Origin of the sequence: Lacrimispora xylanisolvens (assembly GCF_002934545.1) — a bacterium.
GTDB classification, from domain to species: Bacteria; Bacillota; Clostridia; order Lachnospirales; family Lachnospiraceae; genus Lacrimispora; species Lacrimispora xylanisolvens.
The window spans coordinates 352,766-377,514 of record NZ_PTJA01000005.1 but is presented as its reverse complement, the minus strand read 5'-3'; the positions used below and the strand labels follow the sequence as shown (position 1 = coordinate 377,514).

At 40.4% G+C, this 24,749-nt stretch carries 21 protein-coding genes; 15 read left to right on the top strand and 6 right to left on the bottom strand.

Going from position 1 to position 24,749, the window contains the following annotated elements; genetic code table 11:
* Positions 1-88: 88 nt before the first annotated feature.
* Positions 89-2,188: a cellulose binding domain-containing protein gene (locus BXY41_RS12095; protein ID WP_104437092.1), complete on the top strand. Its 2,100-nt coding sequence runs from the start codon at positions 89-91 to the stop codon at positions 2,186-2,188.
* A 126-nt stretch (positions 2,189-2,314) separates the two neighbouring features.
* On the opposite strand, the gene BXY41_RS12090 is transcribed toward BXY41_RS12095, so the two are convergent.
* A complete protein-coding gene (locus BXY41_RS12090) occupies positions 2,315-3,475 on the bottom strand; it encodes an endo-1,4-beta-xylanase (RefSeq protein WP_104437091.1) in 1,161 nt (386 codons plus the stop codon).
* A 447-nt stretch (positions 3,476-3,922) separates the two neighbouring features.
* Here BXY41_RS12090 and BXY41_RS12085 point away from each other — a divergent pair, with 447 nt between their 5' ends.
* From BXY41_RS12085 to BXY41_RS12075, 3 genes are all read left to right on the top strand, one after another.
* A complete protein-coding gene (locus tag BXY41_RS12085; RefSeq protein ID WP_104437090.1) occupies positions 3,923-4,639 on the top strand; it encodes an AAA family ATPase in 717 nt (238 codons plus the stop codon).
* A 273-nt stretch (positions 4,640-4,912) separates the two neighbouring features.
* Complete coding sequence (locus BXY41_RS12080; protein WP_104437089.1) at positions 4,913-5,809, top strand: AraC family transcriptional regulator; 897 nt, start codon at positions 4,913-4,915, stop codon at positions 5,807-5,809.
* A gap of 133 nt (positions 5,810-5,942) precedes the next feature.
* On the top strand, positions 5,943-7,034 hold the full coding sequence (locus tag BXY41_RS12075) for a glycosyltransferase family 2 protein (RefSeq protein ID WP_170072327.1): 1,092 nt from the start codon (positions 5,943-5,945) through the stop codon (positions 7,032-7,034).
* Positions 7,035-7,086: 52 nt separating this feature from the next.
* Here the strand turns inward: BXY41_RS12075 and BXY41_RS12070 are convergent, their stop codons facing one another.
* Entirely contained in the window at positions 7,087-8,727 is a 1,641-nt protein-coding gene (locus BXY41_RS12070; RefSeq protein ID WP_104437087.1) for a putative polysaccharide biosynthesis protein, read from the bottom strand.
* A gap of 261 nt (positions 8,728-8,988) precedes the next feature.
* On the opposite strand from BXY41_RS12070, the gene BXY41_RS12065 reads away from it, so the two are divergent.
* From BXY41_RS12065 to BXY41_RS12040, 6 genes are all read left to right on the top strand, one after another.
* A complete protein-coding gene (locus BXY41_RS12065; protein WP_104437086.1) occupies positions 8,989-9,957 on the top strand; it encodes a glycoside hydrolase family 43 protein in 969 nt (322 codons plus the stop codon).
* Between the two features lie 62 nt (positions 9,958-10,019).
* The gene (locus BXY41_RS12060) at positions 10,020-11,396 is read left to right on the top strand and encodes an ABC transporter substrate-binding protein (RefSeq protein WP_104437085.1); all 1,377 of its coding nucleotides are present in this window, start codon (positions 10,020-10,022) and stop codon (positions 11,394-11,396) included.
* A gap of 32 nt (positions 11,397-11,428) precedes the next feature.
* Positions 11,429-12,325 carry a carbohydrate ABC transporter permease gene (locus tag BXY41_RS12055; protein WP_104437084.1) on the top strand — a complete coding sequence of 299 codons (897 nt, stop codon included), beginning with the start codon at positions 11,429-11,431 and terminating at the stop codon, positions 12,323-12,325.
* 2 nt (positions 12,326-12,327) lie between these two features.
* Positions 12,328-13,176, top strand: a complete 849-nt coding sequence (locus tag BXY41_RS12050) for a carbohydrate ABC transporter permease (RefSeq protein WP_104437083.1) — start codon at positions 12,328-12,330, stop codon at positions 13,174-13,176.
* A gap of 4 nt (positions 13,177-13,180) precedes the next feature.
* Positions 13,181-14,803, top strand: a complete 1,623-nt coding sequence (locus BXY41_RS12045; protein WP_104437082.1) for a glycoside hydrolase family 43 protein — start codon at positions 13,181-13,183, stop codon at positions 14,801-14,803.
* A gap of 117 nt (positions 14,804-14,920) precedes the next feature.
* Positions 14,921-15,859, top strand: coding sequence for an ArsR/SmtB family transcription factor (locus tag BXY41_RS12040; protein ID WP_104437115.1), 939 nt, complete (start codon positions 14,921-14,923; stop codon positions 15,857-15,859).
* A 62-nt stretch (positions 15,860-15,921) separates the two neighbouring features.
* On the opposite strand, the gene BXY41_RS12035 is transcribed toward BXY41_RS12040, so the two are convergent.
* Both BXY41_RS12035 and BXY41_RS12030 read right to left on the bottom strand, forming a co-directional pair.
* A complete protein-coding gene (locus BXY41_RS12035) occupies positions 15,922-16,968 on the bottom strand; it encodes a PocR ligand-binding domain-containing protein (protein WP_104437081.1) in 1,047 nt (348 codons plus the stop codon).
* Between the two features lie 169 nt (positions 16,969-17,137).
* On the bottom strand, positions 17,138-18,370 hold the full coding sequence (locus tag BXY41_RS12030; protein ID WP_104437080.1) for an MFS transporter: 1,233 nt from the start codon (positions 18,368-18,370) through the stop codon (positions 17,138-17,140).
* Positions 18,371-18,592: 222 nt separating this feature from the next.
* On the opposite strand from BXY41_RS12030, the gene BXY41_RS12025 reads away from it, so the two are divergent.
* Entirely contained in the window at positions 18,593-19,069 is a 477-nt protein-coding gene (locus tag BXY41_RS12025; protein ID WP_104437079.1) for a VOC family protein, read from the top strand.
* A 5-nt stretch (positions 19,070-19,074) separates the two neighbouring features.
* Here BXY41_RS12025 and BXY41_RS12020 read toward each other — a convergent pair whose 3' ends face one another.
* Together BXY41_RS12020 and BXY41_RS12015 are read right to left on the bottom strand one after the other, a co-directional pair.
* Positions 19,075-19,803, bottom strand: coding sequence for a GntR family transcriptional regulator (locus BXY41_RS12020; protein ID WP_104437078.1), 729 nt, complete (start codon positions 19,801-19,803; stop codon positions 19,075-19,077).
* A gap of 26 nt (positions 19,804-19,829) precedes the next feature.
* Positions 19,830-21,029: an enolase C-terminal domain-like protein gene (locus BXY41_RS12015; protein ID WP_104437077.1), complete on the bottom strand. Its 1,200-nt coding sequence runs from the start codon at positions 21,027-21,029 to the stop codon at positions 19,830-19,832.
* Between the two features lie 262 nt (positions 21,030-21,291).
* Here BXY41_RS12015 and BXY41_RS12010 point away from each other — a divergent pair, with 262 nt between their 5' ends.
* The 4 genes from BXY41_RS12010 to BXY41_RS11995 all read left to right on the top strand — a co-directional run bounded on the left by BXY41_RS12010 (position 21,292) and on the right by BXY41_RS11995 (position 24,749).
* The gene (locus BXY41_RS12010; RefSeq protein WP_104437076.1) at positions 21,292-22,650 is read left to right on the top strand and encodes a PTS transporter subunit EIIC; all 1,359 of its coding nucleotides are present in this window, start codon (positions 21,292-21,294) and stop codon (positions 22,648-22,650) included.
* A gap of 151 nt (positions 22,651-22,801) precedes the next feature.
* Positions 22,802-23,062 (top strand): helix-turn-helix transcriptional regulator, encoded by a 261-nt coding sequence (locus tag BXY41_RS12005; protein ID WP_104437075.1) that lies wholly within the window; start codon positions 22,802-22,804, stop codon positions 23,060-23,062.
* Positions 23,037-23,492 (top strand): peptide deformylase, encoded by a 456-nt coding sequence (gene def, locus BXY41_RS12000; protein ID WP_104437074.1) that lies wholly within the window; start codon positions 23,037-23,039, stop codon positions 23,490-23,492. The genes BXY41_RS12005 and def overlap by 26 nt, the downstream gene beginning before the upstream one ends.
* 102 nt (positions 23,493-23,594) lie before the next feature.
* Complete coding sequence (locus BXY41_RS11995) at positions 23,595-24,749, top strand: double-cubane-cluster-containing anaerobic reductase (RefSeq protein WP_242980182.1); 1,155 nt, start codon at positions 23,595-23,597, stop codon at positions 24,747-24,749.

Below are 24,749 nucleotides of genomic sequence, written 5' to 3'. Positions count from 1 at the left end.
GTAGGCAGACTTTCGGAGCGCCTTCCGGGCGCAAGCAGGAAATAAACCCCTTATAGGGGTTGAGCAAGCCACCGGCTAAGCCGGTGGTATTGACTCGGATCGTGACTCCAGCTATGCACAGACCTGCATTCAACATGCAAAGGAGCTGTTTTCATTTGCTGACAAAACTAAAAGTGACAGCGGTTATACCGCAGCCAATGGCTTTTACACTTCCAGCAGCGGTTTCTACGATGAACTGTCCTGGTCTTGTGTATGGCTATATATAGCAACCAAAGATTCCGATTATCTGGACAAAGCAGAATCCTATGTACCAAACTGGGGCACAGAATCTCAATCTACAACCATTTCCTATAAATGGGCGCAATGCTGGGATGATGTGCATAATGGCGCTACTTTGCTACTTGCAAAATTAACCGGAAAAGAGTTGTACAGGAACAGTATGGAAATGCATCTGGATTATTGGACAACCGGATATAATGGCAGCCGCATTTCCTATACGCCAAAGGGGCTTGCCTGGCTGGATACCTGGGGCTCTTTAAGATATGCCACCACCACAGCTTTTTTAGCCAGCGTTTATGCTGACTGGTCAGGCTGCAGTGCAAAAAAGGTGGAAACCTACAAGAACTTTGCCAAACAGCAGATTGATTATGCTCTGGGAAGCAGCGGCCACAGTTTTTTGGTCGGCTATGGAATAAATTCTCCCAAAAGACCTCATCACAGAACAGCCCACAGTTCCTGGGCGGACAGCATGAGCGTACCCGCATACCACAGGCATACCCTTTACGGGGCTCTGGTAGGAGGACCGGATAAAGACGACAGTTATACGGATGATATTAATAACTATATCAATAATGAGGTCGCCTGTGACTATAATGCCGGATTCGTGGGAGCACTTGCAAAACTTTATGGAGAATACGGCGGAGATCCCATTGCCGACTTTAAGGCAATCGAAGAAGTAACCAACGACGAATACTTTGTGGAAGCTGGAATTAACGCTTCAGGCAGTAATTTTATAGAGATCAAGGCTATATTAAATAATTGCTCGGGATGGCCTGCAAGGATGGGAGACCATTTATCATTTAAGTATTTTGTTGATATAACAGGAGCTGTAAAGAAAGGCTATACAGCTGACGATTTTACTATCACTGCAAGTTACAACCAGGGAGCGGCCATATCCCGGCTTTTGCCCTGGGCAGAGGCTGAAAATATTTATTATGTAAATGTTGATTTTACAAAAGTCAAAATTTATCCGGGCGGACAATCTGCCTACAAAAAAGAAATCCAGCTTCGAATCGCCGCACCGGAGAGCATGGCATCCTGGGATCATACCAATGATTATTCCTATACCGGATTAGACGGTGTAACTTCTGGAAAAGTAGTTAAGACAACCTATATTCCGGTATATGACGCTGGGGTAAAAGTATTCGGCAATGAGCCGGGCAGTTCCTCAGGCAGTTCCTCTATTAGTCCGGTAACTGCAACTTTTGACAAATACAATCCTGAGGATGTATCAGCGACCGTGATATACAATGGAAATACACTTGACAATATAAAAAATGGCACCGATCTGCTGGTGAAAGAAACCGATTATGTCGTATCCGATAATACTGTTACTATTTTAAGCTCCTATCTGGCAGGTAAATCAGTTGGCAAATTACGATTAACCTTTGATTTCAGCGGAGGGAACGATCCTGTTTTCACAATAACCATAACAGATAGTTCAGTTATCCCTACAGGAGATTTGAAAGTCCAGGCGTTTCATATGAATACAGCTGAAACCGTAAGCAGCATTGCAGCAAAAATCAGATTGTATAATACGGGAACCGGGGACGTCAATCTTTCTGATATTAAATTAAGATATTATTACACGATTAATGGAGAAAAAGAACAGCAGTTCTGGTGCGACTGGTCTTCCGCGGGAACTGCCAATGTGACAGGTGCTTTTGTAAAAATGAAAGAAGCAAAGAGTGATGCCGACTATTATATGGAAATTGGTTTTAACGAAGCATCAGGTCCCCTTTCTGCCGGTAAATCCGTGGAATTACAGGTGAGGTTTTCCAAGGCAGACTGGACGAATTATATCCAGACAGATGATTATTCCTATCAGGGAACCGGCACGTCTTATGCCGACTGTGATAAAATAACAGCATACCTGGCGGGAAATCTGCAGTGGGGGATAGAACCTTAATTACTTGTGTATAGATTCAATAATGATTTTTTAGAAGACAAACACAGAAACAGGGCTGTTGCAAGTCAGCCCTGTTTCTAATATGGAGAAGCATGAATGATGCGATATGGGTATATTAAATATCATTTATCGATTAAATGTATCGGTAAATGCATCCAGCGTTCTGTAATAAGAAGCCTTTGGAGTCCAGATATTTGAGAAAAGCAGAGGACTCTTATCCTTTCTCCAGGAGATATCATCTGACATTCCCCACCAGGTGAATCCTGTAATGTTGCCGCCTTCCTTTTTCACTTCGCAGACTGCCTTCATAACGTCATATACATAAGCTGCCTGTTCTGATTCAGATTTGGCACCAGCATCAAATTCTGTAATCTGGATCTCTAACCCAGCATTCTTAAATTTGGTATAGGCCTGTTTGAAATAGGAAGCACTTGGGAACGTTGATTCAAGGTGAGACTGTCCGCCAACACCGTTGCATAATTTCTTCTCTGCATTGATAAACTGAATCAACTTAACAATATTGTCAGCTTCCATATACTCATTATAATCATTATAGAATAAGCTGACTTTATCAGTCAGTTTAAAATAGCTTAATGTTTCATTGGCATAACGGAAAGCACTTTTTACAAATTGCGGACTTGTTGAAACACCTCCGTAAATTCTTACCCAATCTGAATTTGCCGGAGAATGCAGATATTCATTTACAACATCCCATGCGTATACCACACTGCCGTATTCACTCAGATAGACGTGATTCATAACTGTCTTTATATAAAACTCCATACGTGCATTCATTGTGTTTTGATCTACATAATTTGCGCCGGCGTTATAGCCTGAGCGGAACAGCCAGGTTGGAGTCTGACCATGCCATACCAGAGTGTGGGCGCGAACTCCCAGTCCATTTTCATAACAGATTTTTAATACTTTATCAACCGTGTTAAAATTGATTCTTGGCACAGTAGCCTCTGTATAGTTGCTGGGAATGTAATATCCTAAGGATTTAGCTTCAGCTACTGAAATCAAATTAGGTGAACCGCCAAGCAGTGCATCTGGTTTCATCTCATTTTCAAGCGTGATACTGTTGTACCTTTGCTTGATCAGATTTAAGGTGGAAGCGTTTTGCAACTGGGCCAGCGTTACACAGGTTCCTGATCTCTGGAATTTGGTTCCATATGTATTTAACAAAGTCTGGTCGGCGGTTGCTGCCTGGGTAACTCCTAATGATGAAGCGGTAAGTGCAATAGCAGATATAACAGTTAAAAGCCTTTTTGTAAATGTTCTTTTCATTCAATTACCCCCTTGTATTTTGATTAATTATTTTAAAGATACTTTGAAATTTTGTCTCTAAAACAACAGGCTTTTTATCTCTTGTATTTTTAATTCAACTCCTTTCCAACCCAGTAGTTTTTAGATACGCTGTTTCAAAGTTTCCTTGCTATCAAAACTATGAAAAAATAAATAATGCTGATTATGATCAATTATATCTTATCAAATACGGATCTGTTCTTATAAGGTATTACAAATTTAACATATTATCCGTATTAAAATAGATATATGTAACTATTACGATACTGTTCGTCATTTTTTCGTTATTATCTGTTTCAATCATGGGAAAGAAATAATTATAATGAATGGAAATCATCAATTTATCAGCACAATTGACTGAAAAATTCTTTAATGATACAATATGGACGTGTACCGTATATATGATTTTAATTTTAAAGGTGGTTATTTATGGATAATAAATTTATTCGCAGTATAAAAATTGATTGGAGCATGATTGAAGAAGATTCATACTTGAGAAAAATTCAATCAATTAATAAAATTAGCGAGCTTTCATTTACAAATAATATAACTTTCTTTATAGGAGAAAACGGAACGGGTAAATCTACATTGCTTGAAGCAATTGCAGTGGCTTACGGATTTAATCCAGAGGGAGGCACGTTAAATTATAGATTCAGCACATATAATGACACTTCGGAATTAAGCGATGCGATAAGCATATCCAAAGGTTTTAAGAGACCCTTGTCCAGCTTTTTCTTTCGCGCTGAAAGTTTTTATAATGTAGCGACAAAAGCCATCGAATATAATAGCCTGTACGGAGAAAAGGGGTTACATGAGCAATCTCATGGTGAAAGTTTTTTGTCATTCTTTCAAGCATTTCAAAATGAGGGTATCTATATAATAGATGAACCTGAATCTGCATTATCAATGCAGAGACAATTAACGTTGCTTATTCAAATTGCTGAAATGGCTAAAAAAGGATCGCAGTTTATTATTGTCACACATTCTCCTATTTTGCTGGCAATACCAAATTCTTCTATATGGTCATTTGATAATGGAGAAATTCATGCTTGTGAATATGAGGAAACAGAGAATTTTCAAATACTAAAAATGTTCGTAAATAATCGAGAATCATTTATAAAACAGTTATTAGCGGATGGCAAATAAAAAAACGTAGAGCATGCTGATGTGACCCCTAAAAGTTAGATCTGAAATCTAACATTTGGGAGGTCGGTTCATGCTTCTACGTTTTTTTACAACAATATCATTAATGTAACCTGTAGTTGTGCGCACATCAAATCCTGATGCATTTCTGTCGGGGAGTACAGGAAAGGCTGTCCATACGCGGAAAGGAAAAATAAAAGGCAAGTTGTTCTTTGGTATTCCCTGGGCTATAATGAATCTATAAAATACGATTTGCATTTCCAGGGGGATACATATATGCAGATTTTAACCAATCAATTCCAAAAAGAGTTGAAAGAACATGGGGATTTTCAATTTCCATTACTAATTAGTAATGAAAAACTATCAAAGTATGACTCAAATTCATTTCTCTGGCATTGGCATCCAGAAATTGAACTTACACTAGTTACTCAGGGGCAGATGATATATGAGATCAATAATGAAGAATTTCATCTTTGTCAGGGAGAGGCTCTTTTTGGTAATGCAAGAGTACTTCACACAGGCCGCATGTATGAAAATATGGATTGCGAGTATGTATCAATTACATTCGATCCCAGGTTAATTTATTCTTATGAAAACAGTATTATCTACTTAAAATACGTATCCCCGTTCATTCAGAACCTTTCTTTGTTCTCTATTTGTTTTGATTTAACTAAGCCCTGGCACAAAGAGATCATAAAGATTCTGAATGAAATTATCACCATTCATCAATTACAAAAGGATACTTATGAAATAGACGTTTTAATCAAATTACTTGAATTTTGGAAAGTGTTATATCTAAACTATGATACAACTCAGACAATTACATCACCTGAACGACACAATTATGAAAGAATCAGAAGCATTTTATCATTCATAGAAAAGAATTACAGTGATAAAATAACGTTAGAAGAGATTGCAGATCACATTCATATCTGTAAAGGGGAATGCTGCAGAATTTTTAAGCAGTATATGAAGATTCCTCTCTTTCGGTTTATATTGGAATATCGGATTGAAAAAAGCTTAAAAGATCTGGTAACTTCCAATGATACCATTGGAAATATTGCTGCTAAGGCAGGTTTTAACGATTCCAATTACTATTCTCATACATTTTACAAAGTGAAAGGATGTTCCCCAACCGAGTATCGCAAAAAGACTTTGAAACATAATAAATAAAAGGTTTTCAATTAAGTTCTGAATATATTACACGATCTCCCTATTTTGTTTAAGGTTTGAATCTTGAAAGACCTGTAAAATGAAGCTAACGAACGAATCAATCATGGAATGAGTGATTATGAAAGGAGATATCATGGGGGAAAATAACGGGGTAGGGGATTCGGAATTTCTTATAAGCATTCTGGTTGCTGTTTACAACATGAAGGATACATTAGACAGATGTATCCAATCTTTAATTAATCAGACATTGGATCATATCGAAATAATAATCGTAGATGATGGTTCAACCGATGGATCGGGGGAGATTTGTGACCGGTATGCCTCAGAGGATAGGCGTATCAAGCTAATTCATCAAAAGAACCAGGGATTATCTGCAACCAGAGAAGTTTGTTTAAAAAATGCATCGGGTCAATATATCAGTTTTGTTGACAGTGATGACTGGTGTGAATTGGATATGTGTGAAAAGCTGTATGATGAGGCCATTGGATCATCAGCCGATTTGATATTCTTTTCTGCCTACAGGCACCGTCAGGATGGAGTTGCCATTATATGCAACCTCCCCTTGCCCGCTGGTCTGTACCAAATCTCAGATTTATATGATTGCTACATTCTTCCTCTATATGGTGATATACAGCAGGACCAGTTAATCACCACAGGCTACATCTGGTGCTGCCTGTTTAAAAGAGAAATGATAGATGGCATAAAGTTTTACAAAAATGTCTTTCTGCATGAAGATGAGATTATGATTCTTCAGTCCTTTATGAGGGCAAACAGCTTATTCATAACGGATCGACCCTTCTATCACTACAACAGAATGTCCTCTAATTCCTTGAGTAAACGGTCTACATACTGGAATAATTACTGGGATAATATAATTGAGGTATACAAAGCTAAGAAGGAATTTGCAGAAATTTTCTTTGATGATGAGATTAGATTTATGGGAAGATTAAGCACTTCTTTGCAGTTGAAATTTCTAAGAAGCATAAGAAATGAAACCCATTATGAGAATCCAGCCGGGTTCTGGGGCGGACTTTTCAATGTATACAAACTAAGAAATAAGGAATTCTTATTTAAAAATAAAAAATATTTGCTGAAAAACGAATTTACACCAGCTGAAAAAATCCTGCTTATACTAATCGAGTTGCGACTGTATTTCGTCGTGTATTTTTACTATGCGCTGGTCTGCGGCCGTATGCGGAAGTTTCATGAAAAAACAAAAAATTAGTGTATAGAAAAAGCCTCTGCATTGGTTCTCAATGCGAGGCTTTCTTAGACCGTTAATTAATTAAATGTAACTTATCAGCTGCCCGGTATAAGGTGCGCCCGGCAGGGAATTCCGTTAATTCCTCCCCGCTGATTCCCCCGAATTTTAATATCAGATAAAAATAAGCGAAGACAGAAGCCGTGATTGCCAAAAGTACAGAGATAGAATTAATTCTGATAACGAAATAAATTCCATGATAAACAGCATAGCAGATCACTCCCATGATAACAGAACATAAAAATGGTTTCAGGAAGATCTTGGTTTTATTCTCTCTATAACTCAAATATTTATTCAGAGCGAAGCTATTTAAAATCATTACGATGAGTGGAAGCGTGATATTTCCAATAATCAGAGAATATATTCCCAGATTAAAATGATTTAAACAGAGATAGACCACGCCGATATGAATGACCAGGCCTATTGCTGAATTTATAACTGGAATTTTCATCTTATTAATTCCTTGTAAGGTGGAACTGGTTATGGTTGAATAAGCATAAAACAGAATGGCGGATGCACCGGTCAACAACAAATTTCCGCCTAATATCACGTTATATCTTGGAAACAGAATGCTTAAAACTGGCTTTCCCAGAACCATTAAACCAATTGCACTTGGAAAGGCAATATTCATATTAAAAAGGATTGCGCTTGATATTTTCTTCCTGGTCTCATGGTACTTTTTATTGGTATGTGAGCTTACAATACTTGGTATCATGGAACCCCCAAAGGAACTGGAGATGGCAATGGGAACACTGATTAACAGCTTATAAAGTGTACTGTAGTTACCCTGCAGAATACTGATGTCAGTTTCAGAAAATCCTTTACGCCCCATGATATTATTAAACAATGATATATCAATGACGCCATTAACCTGATAAACTGTCTGACTTAATATAATAGGAATTACCGTTATAAAAATGGATTGATATATGATTTTAATACTGTCGGTGGGTTCTGCATCATATTTTCTCATCTGTCTTCGAATATTGGGAGAATACAAAACAAATATAAAGATAAGAAACAGTAATCCGGATAATGCTCCGATACAGGTTCCCAGTGTACCTCCGGCTGCTCCCCAGGCAGCCACTTCAGGAGAAGAACTGTTTATGCTGATTAAATAACTGGCAGCTGCGATACTGACAACTGCATTTATGATCTGCTCAATTACCTGGGAAACAGCTGTTGGAACCATGGTACTCTTTCCCTGAAAAAAGCCTCGAAACACACCCATCACGGAAACGATAAAAATCGTAGGGGCTAATATTTTCAGGGATTTGGATACTCCCGCGTATTTGTTTAACAGGCTGCTTTCAATCCAGGAAGCATTAAAAAACAGAAAAAGACTTGCTGTTAAGCCTACAATAATTGAAAAAATAAAACAGTTGAGAAGATAAATGTTGGCGTTTTTAAATCTTCTTTGTATCAGTTTTTCAGATATTAATTTTGAGACAGCCAACGGCATGCTGTATGAAGATAAAATTAGTATAATATTATAAATTTCAAAAGCGGCAGAATAGATGCCCATGGCTTTTTCTCCAATAATATTAGCCATGGGGATTCTGTAAATTAACCCGATTATGCGTACTGTGATTGATGCAACGGCTAAAATACTGCCCTGCTTAATAATGCTGTTTCTGTTTTCTTTCTGGTTTGTCATATTAATTCTATTCCTCTGTCATATTTACTTCAATGCTTTGTATGATAAACTGTTATGCTGTATTATCTTACATCAATTGTTCCGTTATTACAATCCCGATATCATTTACTCTGTTAATCCAATCAGTCTCATATAAAAAAATTACACTCATATATAGATAAAGCAAAAATAATTCATATGTATCTAAAATGATACTTGAGGTCATAACAAAAATATTGTATAATATACACAAAAATAGAAAGGAAGAGCAAAGATAAGTGTATGAAAAGACCAAATACATCGGATATCCAATTTAACACCCCGTTTATACGTCAGCGTGCAGATCCGTTTATATGCAGACATGAAGATGGAACCTATTATTTTACGGCCTCAGTACCTGAGTACGACAGGATTATCTTGCGCAGTGCAGATACGGTTACGGGGTTACAGACTGCAAAAGAGCATGTGATATGGTGGAGACACGAAAGAGGGGAGCAGAGCCTCCACATATGGGCGCCGGAGCTTCACTATTTAAATGGCTGCTGGTATATCTATTATGCTGCCGGGGAAAGAGAGAACAAGTGGAAGATCAGACCTTATGTGCTGCAGTGCACGGGTCCGGATCCTGTAAATGACAAGTGGAACGAGTTAGGCAGGATGCAGGCATCAAAGGATGATCTCTTCACATTTCAGGATTTTTCTCTGGATGCAACTGTTTTTCAGCATGAGAAAGAATACTACATGGTCTGGGCAGAGAAAACCGGAACTGGGAAAAAGATATCTCAGCTGTATCTGTCTAAGATGGAGAATCCCTGGAGATTGTCGGGGGAACATATCCTGCTGTCCACACCGGATTATGACTGGGAGCGAAGAGGCTTCTGGGTAAATGAGGGACCGGCGGTTTTAAAGCGTGACGGCAGGATATATCTGACTTATTCCGCTAGTGATACAGGAAGGAATTACTGCATGGGCATGTTAACCCTGGATATGTCTGGGGATGTGATGGATCCTCATGCATGGAAGAAATGCAGAAAGCCTGTTTTAGTAACGGACGAAACAAAGAACATCTATGGACCTGGTCATAATTCTTTTGTAAAATCACAAGATAATGTCACTGATTATTGCATCTATCATGGGAGAGAGTATGGTGAAATAGATGGAAATCCTCTGTATGATCCCAACCGGCATACGATGATCATGAAAGTAAGATGGAATGAAGAAGGGGATCCAGCATTTTCTTTTGAGGTGTAATTTTTTGCTAAAATGTTTAGAAAATACTATATTAATTTAATATAATGTAAAGGAGAAACGATATGAAGCGTAATTTAACTGTTTTTATGGCTGGTGCTGTAACGGTGGCTATGATTTTATCTGGATGCAGTACCAAAACAGGAACAGATCCAAAAGCAAATAACGATGTACAGGAATCAGCATCAGAAGATAACAAAGAAGTGGTGAATACAGTTGGACCGGATTCCGGTACACACCTTAATATGTGGTCATTTGCCGAGCTGCATAATACATTTTACGCGGATATGGTGGAACGGTGGAATAAAGAGAACCCTGACCGTCAGATTCAGGTAACCTTTACGACTTATCCATTTTCCGATATGCATAATAAACTGATTATGGCATTACAGACCGGACAGGGAGCGCCGGATCTCTGTGATGTGGAGATCGGTCAGTTTCCGAACTTTCTTCAGGGAGATGTGCAGCTTTACCCATTAAACGATGCTATAAAGCCGTATCAGAATAATCTGGTACCTTCCAGATTAGATGTTTATTCAAAAGATGGTAATTACTATGGTGCGCCTACCCATGTAGGAGCTACGGTTATGTATTACAATACGGAAATACTGGATCAGTATGGAATTGATTATACAAAAATCAAGACATGGGATGATTACACCGAGGCCGGAAGGAAATTAAAAGAGGCGTCAGACGGAAAGGTGAAGCTGACCAGTGTGGATACTGGTGGCGTTGACTGGCTGACAGTTGCCATGTCTGAATATGGGGAAGACTGGGCAGCTGGTAAGGGCGGCACCCTGAATGTGGAACTTGAATCTGTGAAAAATATGCTTACCATGCAGCAGGCCTGGTTAAAAGACGGTATCGCCATGGTCTCACCAGCTGGAATTGTGGATTTGGAAGAAGGGTTTCAGAATATCCTGGATGGTAATATTGCTTCTTTTCCCAAGGCATTATGGTTTATGAGCCGCTTTGTTAATTATATGCCTGAAATGAAAGGGAAGATCGCGCTGGCACCATTGCCGGTATTTGAAGAAGGTCAGAACCGGTCTGTAGGAATTGGTGGAACAGGAACTGTGGTGACGAAACAGTCTTCAGATCCAAAACTGGCAGCAGATTTTATTACATATGCCAAGTGCTCTACAGAAGGAAGCCGCCAGATTTGGGAGCAGCTTGGATTTGATGTCTGCAATACAGACCTATGGACGGATGCTACGGTAACTCATGATTCCTCCAATCAATATATAAGCTTTTTTAAGACAAATCCCTTTGATGTTTTAAATGAGATTAAATCAGAAATCAATACCCTAAGTATTACAAAGATGACTCCTGCAATTAATGATTATTTCTGTACAACTACCTTAAACCAGGTATTACAGGATGGTAAGGACGTGGATGAGGCTTTAAAGGAAGCACAGGATTATCTGGAATTGGAGCAGTAGTTCTGTTATTCTTCACCATTGGAGGGGGTTGAATGAAAATAAAACGGATTTTCTATTCGCAAAAAGCAGCTCCATTTCTATTTGTGCTGCCATTTTTATTGAGTTTTACTGTGTTTTGGATCTATCCTCTGTTCAGCACGGTTAAAATGAGCTTTCAGAGTATTCTTCCGGGTCAGATTGAATGGATCGGTCTTACAAATTATGAGAAGCTGTTGAAAGATACCACGTTTCATACAGCAATCAGAAACAGTCTTACCTATATGTTTTTTTCTATTGCTTTACTGATTCCGTTTCCAATGTTGTTTGCTGTTCTGATGGACAGCAATCTGGTAAAGGCAAAAGGATTATGGAAAGGGGCATTATATTTGCCAGCCCTGACATCTGTGGTGATTTCAGGAACTTTATTCCGCCTGATGTTTTCCGAACTTCCGACGGGTCAGATGAATGTCTTTTTAAATTTTCTGGGAAAGGCACCTATTCCATGGCTGAAAGAAAAAGGATTCGCCATGTGCGCGCTTTTAACCCTTTGCTGCTGGAGGTGGACCGGCGTAAATATGCTGTATTTTCTGTCTGGTCTTAAAAGCATTGATACCACCCTGTATGAGTCAGCATCCATAGACGGTGCATCGGCATGGAACAAATTCCGTTATATTACCATTCCTTTGCTGAGACCCACCACCATCTACGTACTGACCATCAGTGTTTATGCCGGACTGTCCATGTTTTTGGAGAGCTTTATGCTGTGGGCAGGTAATTCTTCGCCAAAAAATATTGGGCTGACCATTGTGGGATATCTTTATAAAAGGGGAATTGAAAAGAATCAGATGGGATATGCCTCAGCTGTGGGTCTGACTCTCCTTGGTATGGCACTCATTATAAATGTGGTTCAGCTGATTCTTAACGGAACTTTTAAAAAGGAGGAAAATTAATTATGAATATTAATAAGAAAAAACTCCTTTCCGCAGTGTCAACGGCAGCCTTCGCATTCCTCAGCCTATTGGTACTGTTTCCTGTATTGGCAGGCTTTCTGGCTTCCTTTCGGCCAGGAAGAGAATTGATCCGACGGGGGCTCAGCATTAATCTGGATTTTTCCACAATGTCATTTAACAATTATACTTATCTTTTTTCCTGGAATGCGGATTCAAAAAAGTATTTTATGTGGTTTAAAAACAGCATGGTACTGACTTTGCTTTCCGTAGTACTCACCCTGATTATCTGCTATTTTGTAGCTTATGGACTGACCATGTATAACTATAGGCTGAAGAATGTGTTGTTCTTTCTGGTAATTGCAACCATGATGGTCCCGTTTGAGATTTTGATGCTGCCTCTGTATCAGGAGATGATCGATTTAAAACTGATTGATACCACTGCCGGCGTAATTCTTCCCGGGTTATGCAGTGCATCTACTATCTTTTTCTTCCGTCAGTATATGGTTTCTCTTCCAAAGGAACTACTGGATGCCGGAAGGATCGATGGAGCCACAGAGTTTGGAATCTGTGTTAAAATCATGATGCCCTTAACCAAACCTGCATTTGCGGCCATGGGGATTTTATGTGCCATGGGATCATGGAATAATATGCTCTGGCCCATGATGGTTTACCGGAGCTCCAATCAATTCACTTTGCCAATTGGCCTGAATACGTTGCTGACCCCTTACGGCAATAATTATGATTTATTAATTGCAGGATCCATGTTTGCAATTTTACCAGTATTGATCGTATTCTTAAGCTTTCAGAACTATTTTATTGAGGGCATGACAGCTGGAGCAGTAAAGGGGTGAAGAAATGGGCGGAGGAATAAAACGTATAAAAGCAGTTAAGTATGCAGCTGCAGTTTCGGTTATGGTTCTGCTGGTATCCGGGGGAATCGCTGCCTTTGCAGGGGGAAGAAGTAAATTACCGGATCGGGTATCAGTCCACGATCCATCCATAGTAAAGGCCAAAAACGGAGAATATTATATATTTGGTTCTCATCTGGCAGGCGCAAAATCAAAAGATTTGGTGGACTGGAGATCTCTGGGCGGGGATTATGATAATGTTACCAATAACTGGATTCTTGGAAATGTAAAAGAGAATCTGGCAGAATCATTTCGATGGGCAGGTTACGATGATGGAGACTGCTCAGGTGGGAAATATGCCGTATGGGCGCCGGATGTGATATGGAATCCCTATTATAAAAACGGTGATGGTACAAAAGGGGCCTATATGATTTATTACAGCGCCTCCTCCACATGGCGCCGCTCCTGTATTGGTTATGCAGTATCACAGGAGATAGAAGGACCCTATACCTATGTCAGTACCGTTATCTATTCCGGTTTTACAAAAGACGGAAAGCCAGACGGGAAAAGTCAGAGAAATACCCGGTGGGATACGGATGCCATACATATTAAAAAGCTGATCGATTCCGGAAAATTGAAAGATGGATTAAACCCAAAGTGGTTTACTGGGGATGAGTGGAATCACAACTATTGTCCAAACGCCATTGATCCGGCACTGTTTTTTGACAAACAGGGTCAAAGACTCTATATGGTTTATGGTTCCTGGTCCGGAGGAATCTATTTACTGGAACTGGACAGAGAGACAGGAGCTGTAATATACCCGGGAACGGATTTTCAGGATACAATAAGCGGAAATTATGTTGACCGGTATTTTGGTATCCACCTTGCAGGAGGAAATCATCAGTCAGGAGAAGGTCCATATATTGTCTATGATGCTGCCGCCGGATATTATTATTTATATGAGACATATGGAGCGTTGACAGCCAATGGCGGATACAACATGCGCCTGTTTCGGTCAAAGGAGGTCACGGGGCCCTATCTGGATGCTGCAGGCAATCATGCGACAGACAGTAATAGAAACAATGATTCCTACGGCATTAAGCTGATTGGTAATTATAAGTTTTCCGGAGCCAGTGTGGGATATAAAGCGGCCGGCCACAATTCAGCATTCATTGACGAAGACGGACAGCATTATCTAATTTACCATCAGAGATTTGATCAGGGTACCGAGTATCACGAAGTCCGGGTTCACCAGCAATTTCTTAACCAGAAGGGCTGGCCGGTGACGGCAGTATTTGAAAACCGGAATGAAACGGCGGGGCATTACCGGAATAGTGAGATTACGGGCAGATATGAATTTATTAATCATGGTTCGGATACCTCACCCAGGCTTAGCAGCCCGGAATCAATTACTTTGCTGGAAGATGGAAAAATTGAAGGTGACAGGGAAGGAACGTGGGAAAAGACAAAAGGGGATCGGTATGATTACATCACCCTTAGAATGGACAATACGGAGTATCATGGCGTATTCTTTAAACAGCATAACGAAAAAATGGATTCTGAGCAGGTGATGACTTTTACTGCCATTGGGGATAATAACACCAGTATATGGGCCAGCAGGGTAAAATGAGTCGTTGGGTTCATTAAAAAACAGTATTGTATGAAAACAAGAATTCATGTATGATGATAGTTAGAATAAAGAGAAGATTTTCATAGTATACTGCTCATTTGCGTGAAAGGATTTGCTATGCTGCATATTAAGAGTGTTGAGGAAGGGCTGAAGATATTTGTGGCTCTGGGATCGGAATTAAGAATTAATATTATAAAGCTTCTAATTGAGCACACCGAATTGAACATGAATGAACTGGCATCCAGTTTAGGGGTGACCAATGGAGCTTTGACCAGTCATATTAAGAAACTGGAAGACTGTGGACTGATTTGTGTGATTTCAGAACACAATGGTCACGGGAACCAGAAAATATGCCGTGTCAATGTAGATAAACTGCTGGTCGATATTGCTCCGAAACAAAGTGACGATGGGAAAAATACCTACACCACGGATATTAAAGTGGGATATTTTACGGATTATGAGGTTCTGCCCACATGTGGTCTGGCCAGCAGCCAGGCAATTATTGGAGAGGTAGATGATCCCCGTTATTTTGCTCACCCGGACCGGTATCAGGCCGACATTGTCTGGTTTACCAAAGGATACGTTGAATATGTAATTCCTAATCTGTTACCACCACTTCAAAAAATAGATCAGATTACATTTTCTGTAGAAATCGGGAGTGAAGCGCCTGGGATTAACAATGACTGGCCATCCGATATTACCATCAGCATCAACAATGTGGAACTGGGAACGTGGACCAGTCCAGGGGATTTCGGTGATGTTCCGGGAATTTTCACACCGGACTGGTGGTTCCCCAACTGGAATCAGTATGGTCTGCTTAAGATGATTGTGGTCAATCAATATGGAACCTTTATTGATGGGTTAAAGATATCTTCCGTCACCATTGATGATTTTAAACTGGATAAACGCAGCCCCATCAAATTAAAATTTCAGGTAAAGGAAGACGCAGTAAATTCAGGCGGTTTAACCATATTTGGAAGCAGCTTCGGTAACTATAACCAGGACATTAAAGTCCGGGTTCACTATAGTCCTGTAAAAGGAAAACGTGAAGAATAATATAGGGAACGCAACAAATACCGGGAAATGATAGTCTGTAAGATATCATTTCCCGGTATTTGCTATTTGACATTCGCCATTTTATTTAATTCATTGGTTAAAGCTAAAACCTCTTCAATACTTGCAGTGGTTTCCTCAATTCCGGATGACTGCTGTTCCGTATTTTTCATGGTTGCATTGGAAAACTGCAGTGTCTTTGTGATTGATTTCTGTACGTCTTCGGTCAGCTGTACCACCTTTGTTGCAGTATCTTTTGAATTCTGAGAAAGCTTTTGTATCTCTGTGGCAACCACTGCAAAGCCTTTTCCAGCCTCACCGGCCCGGGCTGCTTCAATGGAAGCGTTCAGTCCTAACAGCTTGGTCTGATCTGCAATGCTCTTAATTGAGTTGAGAATGACGTTGATCTGTTCGGATATCTGTTTTACATTTAAAATCTCTTTGTTCAGTTCGTTCTGATTTTCATTGACCTGTATGGATGAGGAGGCAAGTTCTTCCATGGTTGCCTCGATCACGGTAAACTGATCTACAAGATCCTTGCTCATTGATTTTAACTTATATTTCTGATAGCCGATCTGGGAAAGGGAGTTAGCAACGATAAACAGTACTTCTGCTGCTGCCTGTATACTTTTTTCTGAGGTAACCTTCACCTCATGAAGGGCATTTATGTATTGATCTTCATTGACTCCGATTTCTCTTGCAACCCGACGGAATTCATCTTCATTTGGCTTGCTGCTTAAGGTCTGTCCGCCGAGAATCGTTCCGATTAATTCTCCTTCCACCATGATTGGAGCTGCAAAATCGATCAGCCCTGAATGGCATTTAAAGATGTAGGGTCTTCCGGTTCTGGCTGCTTCCTGACCGCCTCTTTTATGGGAGGCAGCACACCGGTCGTCTCCGGTTTTGGTTGAATGGGTGTAATTCGCGCAGATTCTGGTATAGGAACTTGGATTTGTAACAGGATTACCCTCCCTGTCCACCGCAACGCTGGCCAGATTCATACTAACTGCAAAATTATCAAGGAATTTCTGCAGCAGACTGATCTCCATTACATCTGAGAGATTGATTTCTGAAAGTGTTTTATAAACATTTTCCTCATGATTCATGTTCATATACATGTCCTCCGTAAATGTAGAAATTTGATACATTGTGTTGAAATATGTCGAATGATTTTACATAAATTTTACCACTTTCAGAGTGATTTGTATATATAATTTGGAAATATTTTATTGATTGTGGTTCTCATTTGGAAGATTGAATGGAGAAAACGTTTAATTCAACCTACTGTTTTTGTATGTATTTTGTCCGTTTTAAAAAATAAAACAAAATGATTAATAATACAATCACATTATTAACGATGTACGTAACATCAGGTCCGGCTGCAGAAGATAGAAAACCGGAATAAAGGATTCCCAGCGGTATCAGGAGATTGGAACTGAATGAAAGCAAAGCAAAAAAACGACCCTGGTATTCAAGGGGAGTATGGATCTGCAAATAGGAATTAAGCGGCACATTTACACATGTTACTAAAAAACCAATGAAGAATTGCAGAATTAAGAACGTACAAAAGTATAATTGTTTCATTGGATAGAACAGGAAGGAGAAGACACCAATACAAATCATCAGAAGGCTGTTAATAAAAATGAGGTGATACATATAATTCTGCAGTTTTATTTTTTTGTTCTTAAAAATAAACAGACCGGCAATGAAGGTTCCAATAATTAAAGATGTGGATGTGAATCCATACAATGTTTCTGATATTTTGTATTTCTGAATAATAATTCCTGGATTCATTATTTCATCACTGCCTCCTATAAAAAAATTCAGTGACATTGCCAGAATAAATAAATTTAGAATATCCTTGTTATGCCAAACAAAATGGAGCCCGCCTTTTAAGTCATGAAACCAGTGAGATTTTTCCAAATGCCTTATTCTGGAGAATGTATACTGGATAAAATATTCCTGGATGGCAGACAGGAAATAAAGACAGACCATGATGACCAGGACAAGTTTAAATCCCCACAGGCCAAAAATAATCGTTCCCAGAACAGGACCGACCAGTGCTGCTCCATTGTCCCCAAAACTTTTGATTCCATTATAGTTTTCAAGTGTATCCGCTGAAACAAGTTCTGTAAACAGAACCTTTGATGAAATTTCAAAAATACTGGAAATAATATTGATAACAATGGTGACGAATAAAAGAATTACAGGATAGATATCTTTTAAGCCATAGGTCAAAAGTAAAATAAAATAAAAAAATGATGTCAGCAGATCACATACCACAATTATATTTTTACGGTTCAGCCGGTCTACAACTAATCCTAAAAATGGGGTGGCAACAATTGCCGGAATTGTAGACAATGTGAAGAAAAGACCGGACCATGCCAGGTCTCCAGAGCTTTTCAGTATATATAGCGGTAAAACTACCAGATAAAAGGCCACACCAAATTTTGAAGTAATTCTGCCTGCAATCAATAAAATAATATTTTTTTTATAATCTTTTTCTTCTTTCATAGTACCCCCCTTTTAACAGATGCATTTAAAATGCATCCTTTTTACCAAGAAATTATACAACATAAAATGTGCGATGTCTATAATATTGCAAACTAAAATTAAAAATGTTTGTATATATGCCTCTAAATCCTATGTGATCACTAACTGTAAAAAACAAATTGGTTTGTCTGCCTGACAGGAGCAATGGTATAATAAAATAAAACAACGAAAAGGAGTGATAATATGAAACTGAAGAATGTACTCTTGACTGTCAAAGATATAGAAATATCCAAGACCTTCTATAAAGAGTTATTTGGTCTTTCTGTTGTAACTGATTTCGGAGAGAATGTAATTCTTACAGAAGGGCTGGTTTTGCAGGAGAAATCTGCCTGGGAGAGTGGAGTTGGGAATGGGGTGCACTTTGGTGGACTTGACAGTGCTCTTTATTTTGAAGAATATGATATGGAACGTTTTCTTAACAGGCTGGAAAATTCCAGCTGTACCATTGAATATCTGAATCCATGTTTTGAGCGGGACTGGGGACAGAAAACGGTCCGGATTTTTGATCCGGACCATCATATACTGGAGATAGGAGAAACACAGTCTGCTGTGATAGCCAGACTGATGGGGTCGGGTATGACTGCTGAGGAAACGGCCGCGAAAACCAGACTGCCCATTTCAGCAATACTGGAGACAGGCAATCATGGAAATAGCCGTTAAACCAGTTATTTCTGCTTTCCTTTTTTCCTTCGGGACAGATATACTTCTTTATTAAATGGTATAATATAAGTACATTCATAATGGATCGCACAGATTTTACTGTATACAAATATGGTTCCATCCTTTAGAACTCCGCGTGATGTAATTTCCATCGCCGGAGTTCCTTTTTTACAGCCCAATAACTCTGCTTCCTCTTTTGTCAGGGAATCGGGTTGATAATTGGTCATAAAATGAGAGATCTGGTACTTGTTTTTTAATGCATGATTTTGTATGGAATCTTCAATAATATCCCTGCTCAGTTCCGGAAACAGCCGGCAGGGGATCCAGCCGGTTTCAATCTGGGTTATTTCATATCGGACAATACGTAACCGTTTGTATTCCCAGACTTCCTCGTTCTGGTTTAGATTAAAGATACTGATCAGCTTTGGGTCGGGAATAATCTTTTTTAAGTAAAGCATTTTAGACTGAAGCTCCTGATAGGGAACTTCAATCATGGAGTTATATACCAGAGGATTGCCCAGAGCCCGGGCCCGGACATAGATGCCATCTCCCTGAATAACAGAGATCAGACCGATGCTTTCCAGGCGCTTCAGGGCTTTCTGTATGGTAAAACGGGACACCTGATAAGCAGATGCCAGATCCCTCTGGGTGGGGAGTTTGTTATTCCAGAACTTTTGCTGATATATTTTACTGACTAAATCTATTACAATAAATTCTGTCTTTCTGGAGCTCATAGTCACACCTCCATAGAGCGTGGTTTTTACGGAGTGATAAGAGTGCCGTCCGGAATCCGGCTCTGGGTCCACTCATGAGGACGATATACAACCGGATAGCGGGATAATTCCTCTTCGTTAATATCCACACCAATGCCCGGACGTTCGATGGGATAGAAATATCCGCCCTGGGACTGATGATAGCCAGGGAACACGGCTTTTATCTTGTCTTTTAACTCAATGTCTTCCTGAATCGCAGCATTGTGCAGATGGATGTTTAAGTGCGTGTTTACAGCAATCCCGATGGGAGTAATATCGGAGGGAGTGTGCCATGCAATCCGGACACCAAAAGCTTCACAAAGCGCAGCCAGTTTAAGAGCAGGAGTGATTCCTCCAAGCTGTGACACATGGCAGCGGAGAAAATCAATCTGACGGTTGACGATCAGATGTTTCCATTCCATGGGATTATTAAATAGTTCCCCAGTTGCAACAGGGACAGAGGACTGGCTTCGTAACTGGGACAGCCATTCATTCTGATCCGGTGGAAGAAGATCTTCAATGTAATAGGGGTGATATTGTTCCAGTTCCTTGGCAAATTGAATGGCCTGGTTTGGATAAAGACGTTCATGGACATCATGAAGAATATGGAAGTCCCTGCCATAACGTTCACGAAGCTTTGAAAACATGGTGACTGTGTTATGCATATAGTCGTCCTGATTAAAATAAGTGCCGGAAACCGGGTTTAAGGGAGTCTTAAGATCGTCTGGTATTCCTCCGTAAAATCCAAGCTGGCACCGGATATGCTGATAACCCTCTGCACGAATTAGTTCAATCTCCTGGTATAGCTCTTCCATGGAATCAGCCACTGCATGGGTATAGGCGGGAATGGCAGTGCGGGATTTTCCCCCTAAAAGCTGATATAACGGCATATCAGCAAGTTTTCCCTTGATATCCCAGAGCGCCATGTCAATGCCTGATATGGCATTATTTAAGACAGGTCCGTTTCTCCAGTAGGAATTGACCATCATCAGATTCCAGAGATCCTCAATATCATTGGCATCCCGGCCGATCAGGATGGGTTTTAAATAATCCTCTACAGCAGATTTTACTGCCAGCGGCCGTTGCTGAAAGGTTCCGCAGCCAACCCCGTAAACGCCCCGGTCAGTCATAACTTTTACAGCCACCAGATTATGCCGTTCCGGATTTGTAATATAGCAGCGGATGTCTGTGATAATGGTTTGTCTCATGTCAGATACTCCTTTTGTTTTGTATGAGTCTAATTTAAGCACAGGCACAGGGGGAATGTCAACCTGGCTTTTTGATTAGCAAAAACGCCAAAATAAACAGTCCAATTTGAAATAATAAGTCAAAGAAACCCTTTATTTACAAGGATTCTATACATTGCAAACCGAAAAATGGAGCGGTTTACAAAAAAATACGCCTATGCTATATTTAGACCACAAAGCACGTGCCTAAAACATCAAAAACTGAAGGAGGTACCATTGAAAAATGGAAAAGCAGGAAGTTGCAGCTAAAATTATAGAATATGTGGGTGGGAAAGACAACATAATCAATGCATGGCATTGTATGACCCGGCTCCGCTTTGATTTAAAGAATAAAGATCTGATTAAACAGGAAGAGATAAAGAATTTAGAGGGTGTTATGGGGATTCAGTTTGCCAAGGACCAGCTTCAGATCGTGATCGGGACCAGTGTACATAAATATTATGAGATCCTGATGGAAATGCTTCCCCTAAACGATGGTCAGGCACCGGTAAAAAGAGAAGAAAAGCAGAAAAAAGACTTTATTACGTGGTTTATGGATATGGTTTCAGGTGTATTCGGTCCCATCGTACCTGCCATAGCAGGAGCGGGTATGATTAAGGGGCTGATCGGCGGACTTGTCGCATTGGGAGTCATCACCAATACAACGGATACTTATAAGATTATTGATATGCTGGCCAGCGGTGTATTTACGTTTCTGCCATTTTTTATCGCAGTGTCTGCAGCTAAGAAATTTCAGACAAACCAATATCTGGCGGCTGCGATTGCTTCTATTATCATGTATCCTACCATGGTTGATGCAGCTAAGGCAAAAGAAATCAGCAGTTTTTTATTTGCCGGAGTAATTCCGGTTCCGGTATTTAATTATTCCGGCTCCGTAATTCCCATTATTTTCGGAGTCTTTGCCTTAAGCTACATTTACAAATGGGTGGATAAAGTGGTGCCGGAAGCGGCCAGAACGGTTGTCACCCCGACCTTTACCTTATTAATTTCCGGATTTTTCACCCTGACTGTAATCGGTCCCGTTGGTATTTATATGGGAAAAGGGCTTGCCGGAATGCTTGATTTCCTGTTTGGCATTTCTCCGATTTTCGCAGGTTTCGTTATGGGGCTGATCCGTCCGGTATCCATTCTGGTTGGCATGCATCATGCCATGACGCCCATTGCTCTGGAGAATTTTGCGACAAAAGGGTGGGATATGCTGATGCCTATGATGTTCATTGCAAACCTTTCTATCGTAGGTGCTGCATGCGGATGTTATTTCAAAGAGACAACCCAGCGGGATAAATCCATTGTTTTATCAGCTGTGCTGTCTGGAATTCTGGGTATAACGGAACCGGCACTCTTTGGTGTATTAACAAAATATAAAAAAGGATTTTTAGCAGCTACCATTGCCAGCTGTGTGGGCAGTGCATTTATTGGTGCATTCGGTGTAAGGTTATACGGATATATTACGTCCAGCGTGTTCAGTATTCCGGCTTATATCGGACCGTACTTTGTTTATGCAGCAATGGGATGGATCATAGCATTTGGACTTTCCTTCTTCTTGTCATACTTATTTGTAGTAAAAATGGATAAGAAATAATTTAATTTCAGATTAATAAAAAATCCTGCAGGAACGGCGTTTTGCTCAGTATCTGCAGGATTTTTTTACTACTTCTATGTGTAAGGTTGACATTACAATACAATTGTCATATACTAAATGTAAAGTTAACATGACAATGGAAAGGGACAATATGAAAAATAGAATCAAACAGCTGAGAGAGGAAAAAGGGCTTACCCAGGAACAGCTTGGCGAACTGGTCGGTACCTCCAGGCAGGCAATCAATGCAATTGAAACAGAAAAGTTTGAGCCTTCCATTTGGCTTGCTTATGATATTGCCAGTGTTTTTGAACGTCCCATTGAGGATGTATTTCTGTTTGAGGAAAGTGAACGGAAATCGAGAGCAGATAAAAGCAGGAGGGATAAAAATGGCTGTCAGGAAGCTGCGGTATAATGAGGATGAGCTCCTTCGGAAGCGCTGTAAAGAAGTAACGGTCATAGACGACAGAATCAGGCAGAACCTGAATGATATGCTGGAAACCCTGCATCATACGGAGAACGGAGCCGCCCTCGCGGCCAATCAGGTAGGGATCTGCAAGCGGCTGGTAGTGATAGATTACTGTGACTGCCTGCTAAAGCTGGTTAATCCAAGAATCATCGGATGCAGCGGAGAACAGGAGTGTATCGAGGGCTGTCTTAGCTTTCCCGATCGTTTTGTAAAGACCATCCGTCCGCAGAAAGTTACCATTGAGGCATTGGATGAGAATGGGAAAGAGATTCTGGTCACAGGGGAAGACGAGCTGGCAAAATGCTTCTGTCATGAACTGGAGCATCTGGACGGTATTATATTTTTGGATAAAGCGATTGAAGAAATTGAACTTTAGAATCTTAGGAATGGACACCTGTCGAAAGATGGGTGTTTTCATTTTATGTGTCTTAGTGTATGATTATACATACAATACTTGTCGAAATGGAGAGAAATTATGGTGGAATTAAAAACCCAGTTACCCCGGATATTTGACAGCTTTGCAAAGGCCAGACAGGATGGATTTCTGGCTATGAAGAAATTGAAGGACAGTGGCACCGGAGTGGTAGGTCAGTTCTGCACCTATACCCCTCAGGAAATATTTATGGCTGCGGGGCTTGTTACAGTAGGCTTATGTGCAACCAGCGACGAGACGATTCCTGAAGCGGAAAAGGAACTCCCCAGCAATTTATGTCCCCTGATCAAGTCCAGCTATGGCTTTGCCATTACGGATAAATGCCCGTATATGTATTTTTCTGATCTGGTGGTAGGAGAAACCACCTGTGATGGAAAAGTGAAGATGTATGAACTTCTTGGCAAGATCAAAAATGTACATATTCTGGAGCTGCCCAAACGGCAGAACACGCCCCAGGCAAAGGCTCTCTGGAGAGAAGAACTGGTCCGGTTAAAGGAGCGGGTGGAAAAGGATTTTCATGTCACCATTACAGATGAGATGCTTCAGGAGGCAATTCGCAGGCGGAATATGGAGAGAAAGCTGTTAAAAGAACTTTATGAGCTAAGCACGATGACGCCTCCTCCTTTAACGGGAATGCGACAGCTTCAGATCCTGTTTGGTTCCCAGTTTAAATTTAACTGGGAAGAGAAAATAAGGGAAATCGAGAACGCCATAGCCGGCATCAGACAGGCTTATGATGCGGGAGAAAGACCAGTTCCTGCCAGTGCTCCCCGCATTCTTGTCACCGGGTGCCCCATCGGCGGTGTGACGGAAAAAGTAGTACGGGTGATTGAGGAAGCTGGCGGAGTAGTGGTGGTTTTTGAAAACTGTACCGGTGCAAAACAGATGGACAGACAGTGCAGGGAAGAGGGAGATCCAATAACCAATCTTGCAGATCACTATCTGCAGATTGGCTGCGCCGTCATGACGCCGGATACAAACCGGTTTGAACTTTTAGAGCGCCTGTGTAAACAGTTTCACATTGACGGAGTGGTTGAAATGACGCTCCAGGCCTGTCACCCTTATGCTGTGGAGGCACATTCCGTTAAATTGTTTATGCAGGAGAAAAACATCCCTTACCTGCAGCTGGAGACGGATTACAGCACAGCGGACATCGGGCAGCTTTCTACCAGGGCAGGCGCATTTGTGGAGATGCTTTAA

Excerpts from the sequence above, each read along its gene's own strand:
- BXY41_RS12005 (WP_104437075.1), top strand. The coding sequence starts at position 22,802 with ATGAAAAATAGAATCAAACAGCTGAGAGAGGAAAAAGGGCTTACCCAG.
- BXY41_RS12040 (WP_104437115.1), top strand. The coding sequence starts at position 14,921 with ATGCTGCATATTAAGAGTGTTGAGGAAGGGCTGAAGATATTTGTGGCT.
- BXY41_RS12050 (WP_104437083.1), top strand. The coding sequence starts at position 12,328 with ATGAATATTAATAAGAAAAAACTCCTTTCCGCAGTGTCAACGGCAGCC.
- BXY41_RS12070 (WP_104437087.1), bottom strand. The coding sequence starts at position 8,727 with ATGACAAACCAGAAAGAAAACAGAAACAGCATTATTAAGCAGGGCAGT.
- BXY41_RS12085 (WP_104437090.1), top strand. The coding sequence starts at position 3,923 with ATGGATAATAAATTTATTCGCAGTATAAAAATTGATTGGAGCATGATT.
- def (WP_104437074.1), top strand. The coding sequence starts at position 23,037 with ATGGCTGTCAGGAAGCTGCGGTATAATGAGGATGAGCTCCTTCGGAAG.
- BXY41_RS12015 (WP_104437077.1), bottom strand. The coding sequence starts at position 21,029 with ATGAGACAAACCATTATCACAGACATCCGCTGCTATATTACAAATCCG.
- BXY41_RS12060 (WP_104437085.1), top strand. The coding sequence starts at position 10,020 with ATGAAGCGTAATTTAACTGTTTTTATGGCTGGTGCTGTAACGGTGGCT.
- BXY41_RS12090 (WP_104437091.1), bottom strand. The coding sequence starts at position 3,475 with ATGAAAAGAACATTTACAAAAAGGCTTTTAACTGTTATATCTGCTATT.
- BXY41_RS12010 (WP_104437076.1), top strand. The coding sequence starts at position 21,292 with ATGGAAAAGCAGGAAGTTGCAGCTAAAATTATAGAATATGTGGGTGGG.
- BXY41_RS12020 (WP_104437078.1), bottom strand. The coding sequence starts at position 19,803 with ATGAGCTCCAGAAAGACAGAATTTATTGTAATAGATTTAGTCAGTAAA.
- BXY41_RS12080 (WP_104437089.1), top strand. The coding sequence starts at position 4,913 with ATGCAGATTTTAACCAATCAATTCCAAAAAGAGTTGAAAGAACATGGG.
- BXY41_RS12030 (WP_104437080.1), bottom strand. The coding sequence starts at position 18,370 with ATGAAAGAAGAAAAAGATTATAAAAAAAATATTATTTTATTGATTGCA.
- BXY41_RS12035 (WP_104437081.1), bottom strand. The coding sequence starts at position 16,968 with ATGAACATGAATCATGAGGAAAATGTTTATAAAACACTTTCAGAAATC.
- BXY41_RS12025 (WP_104437079.1), top strand. The coding sequence starts at position 18,593 with ATGAAACTGAAGAATGTACTCTTGACTGTCAAAGATATAGAAATATCC.
- BXY41_RS12075 (WP_170072327.1), top strand. The coding sequence starts at position 5,943 with ATGGGGGAAAATAACGGGGTAGGGGATTCGGAATTTCTTATAAGCATT.
- BXY41_RS12055 (WP_104437084.1), top strand. The coding sequence starts at position 11,429 with ATGAAAATAAAACGGATTTTCTATTCGCAAAAAGCAGCTCCATTTCTA.
- BXY41_RS12065 (WP_104437086.1), top strand. The coding sequence starts at position 8,989 with ATGAAAAGACCAAATACATCGGATATCCAATTTAACACCCCGTTTATA.
- BXY41_RS12045 (WP_104437082.1), top strand. The coding sequence starts at position 13,181 with ATGGGCGGAGGAATAAAACGTATAAAAGCAGTTAAGTATGCAGCTGCA.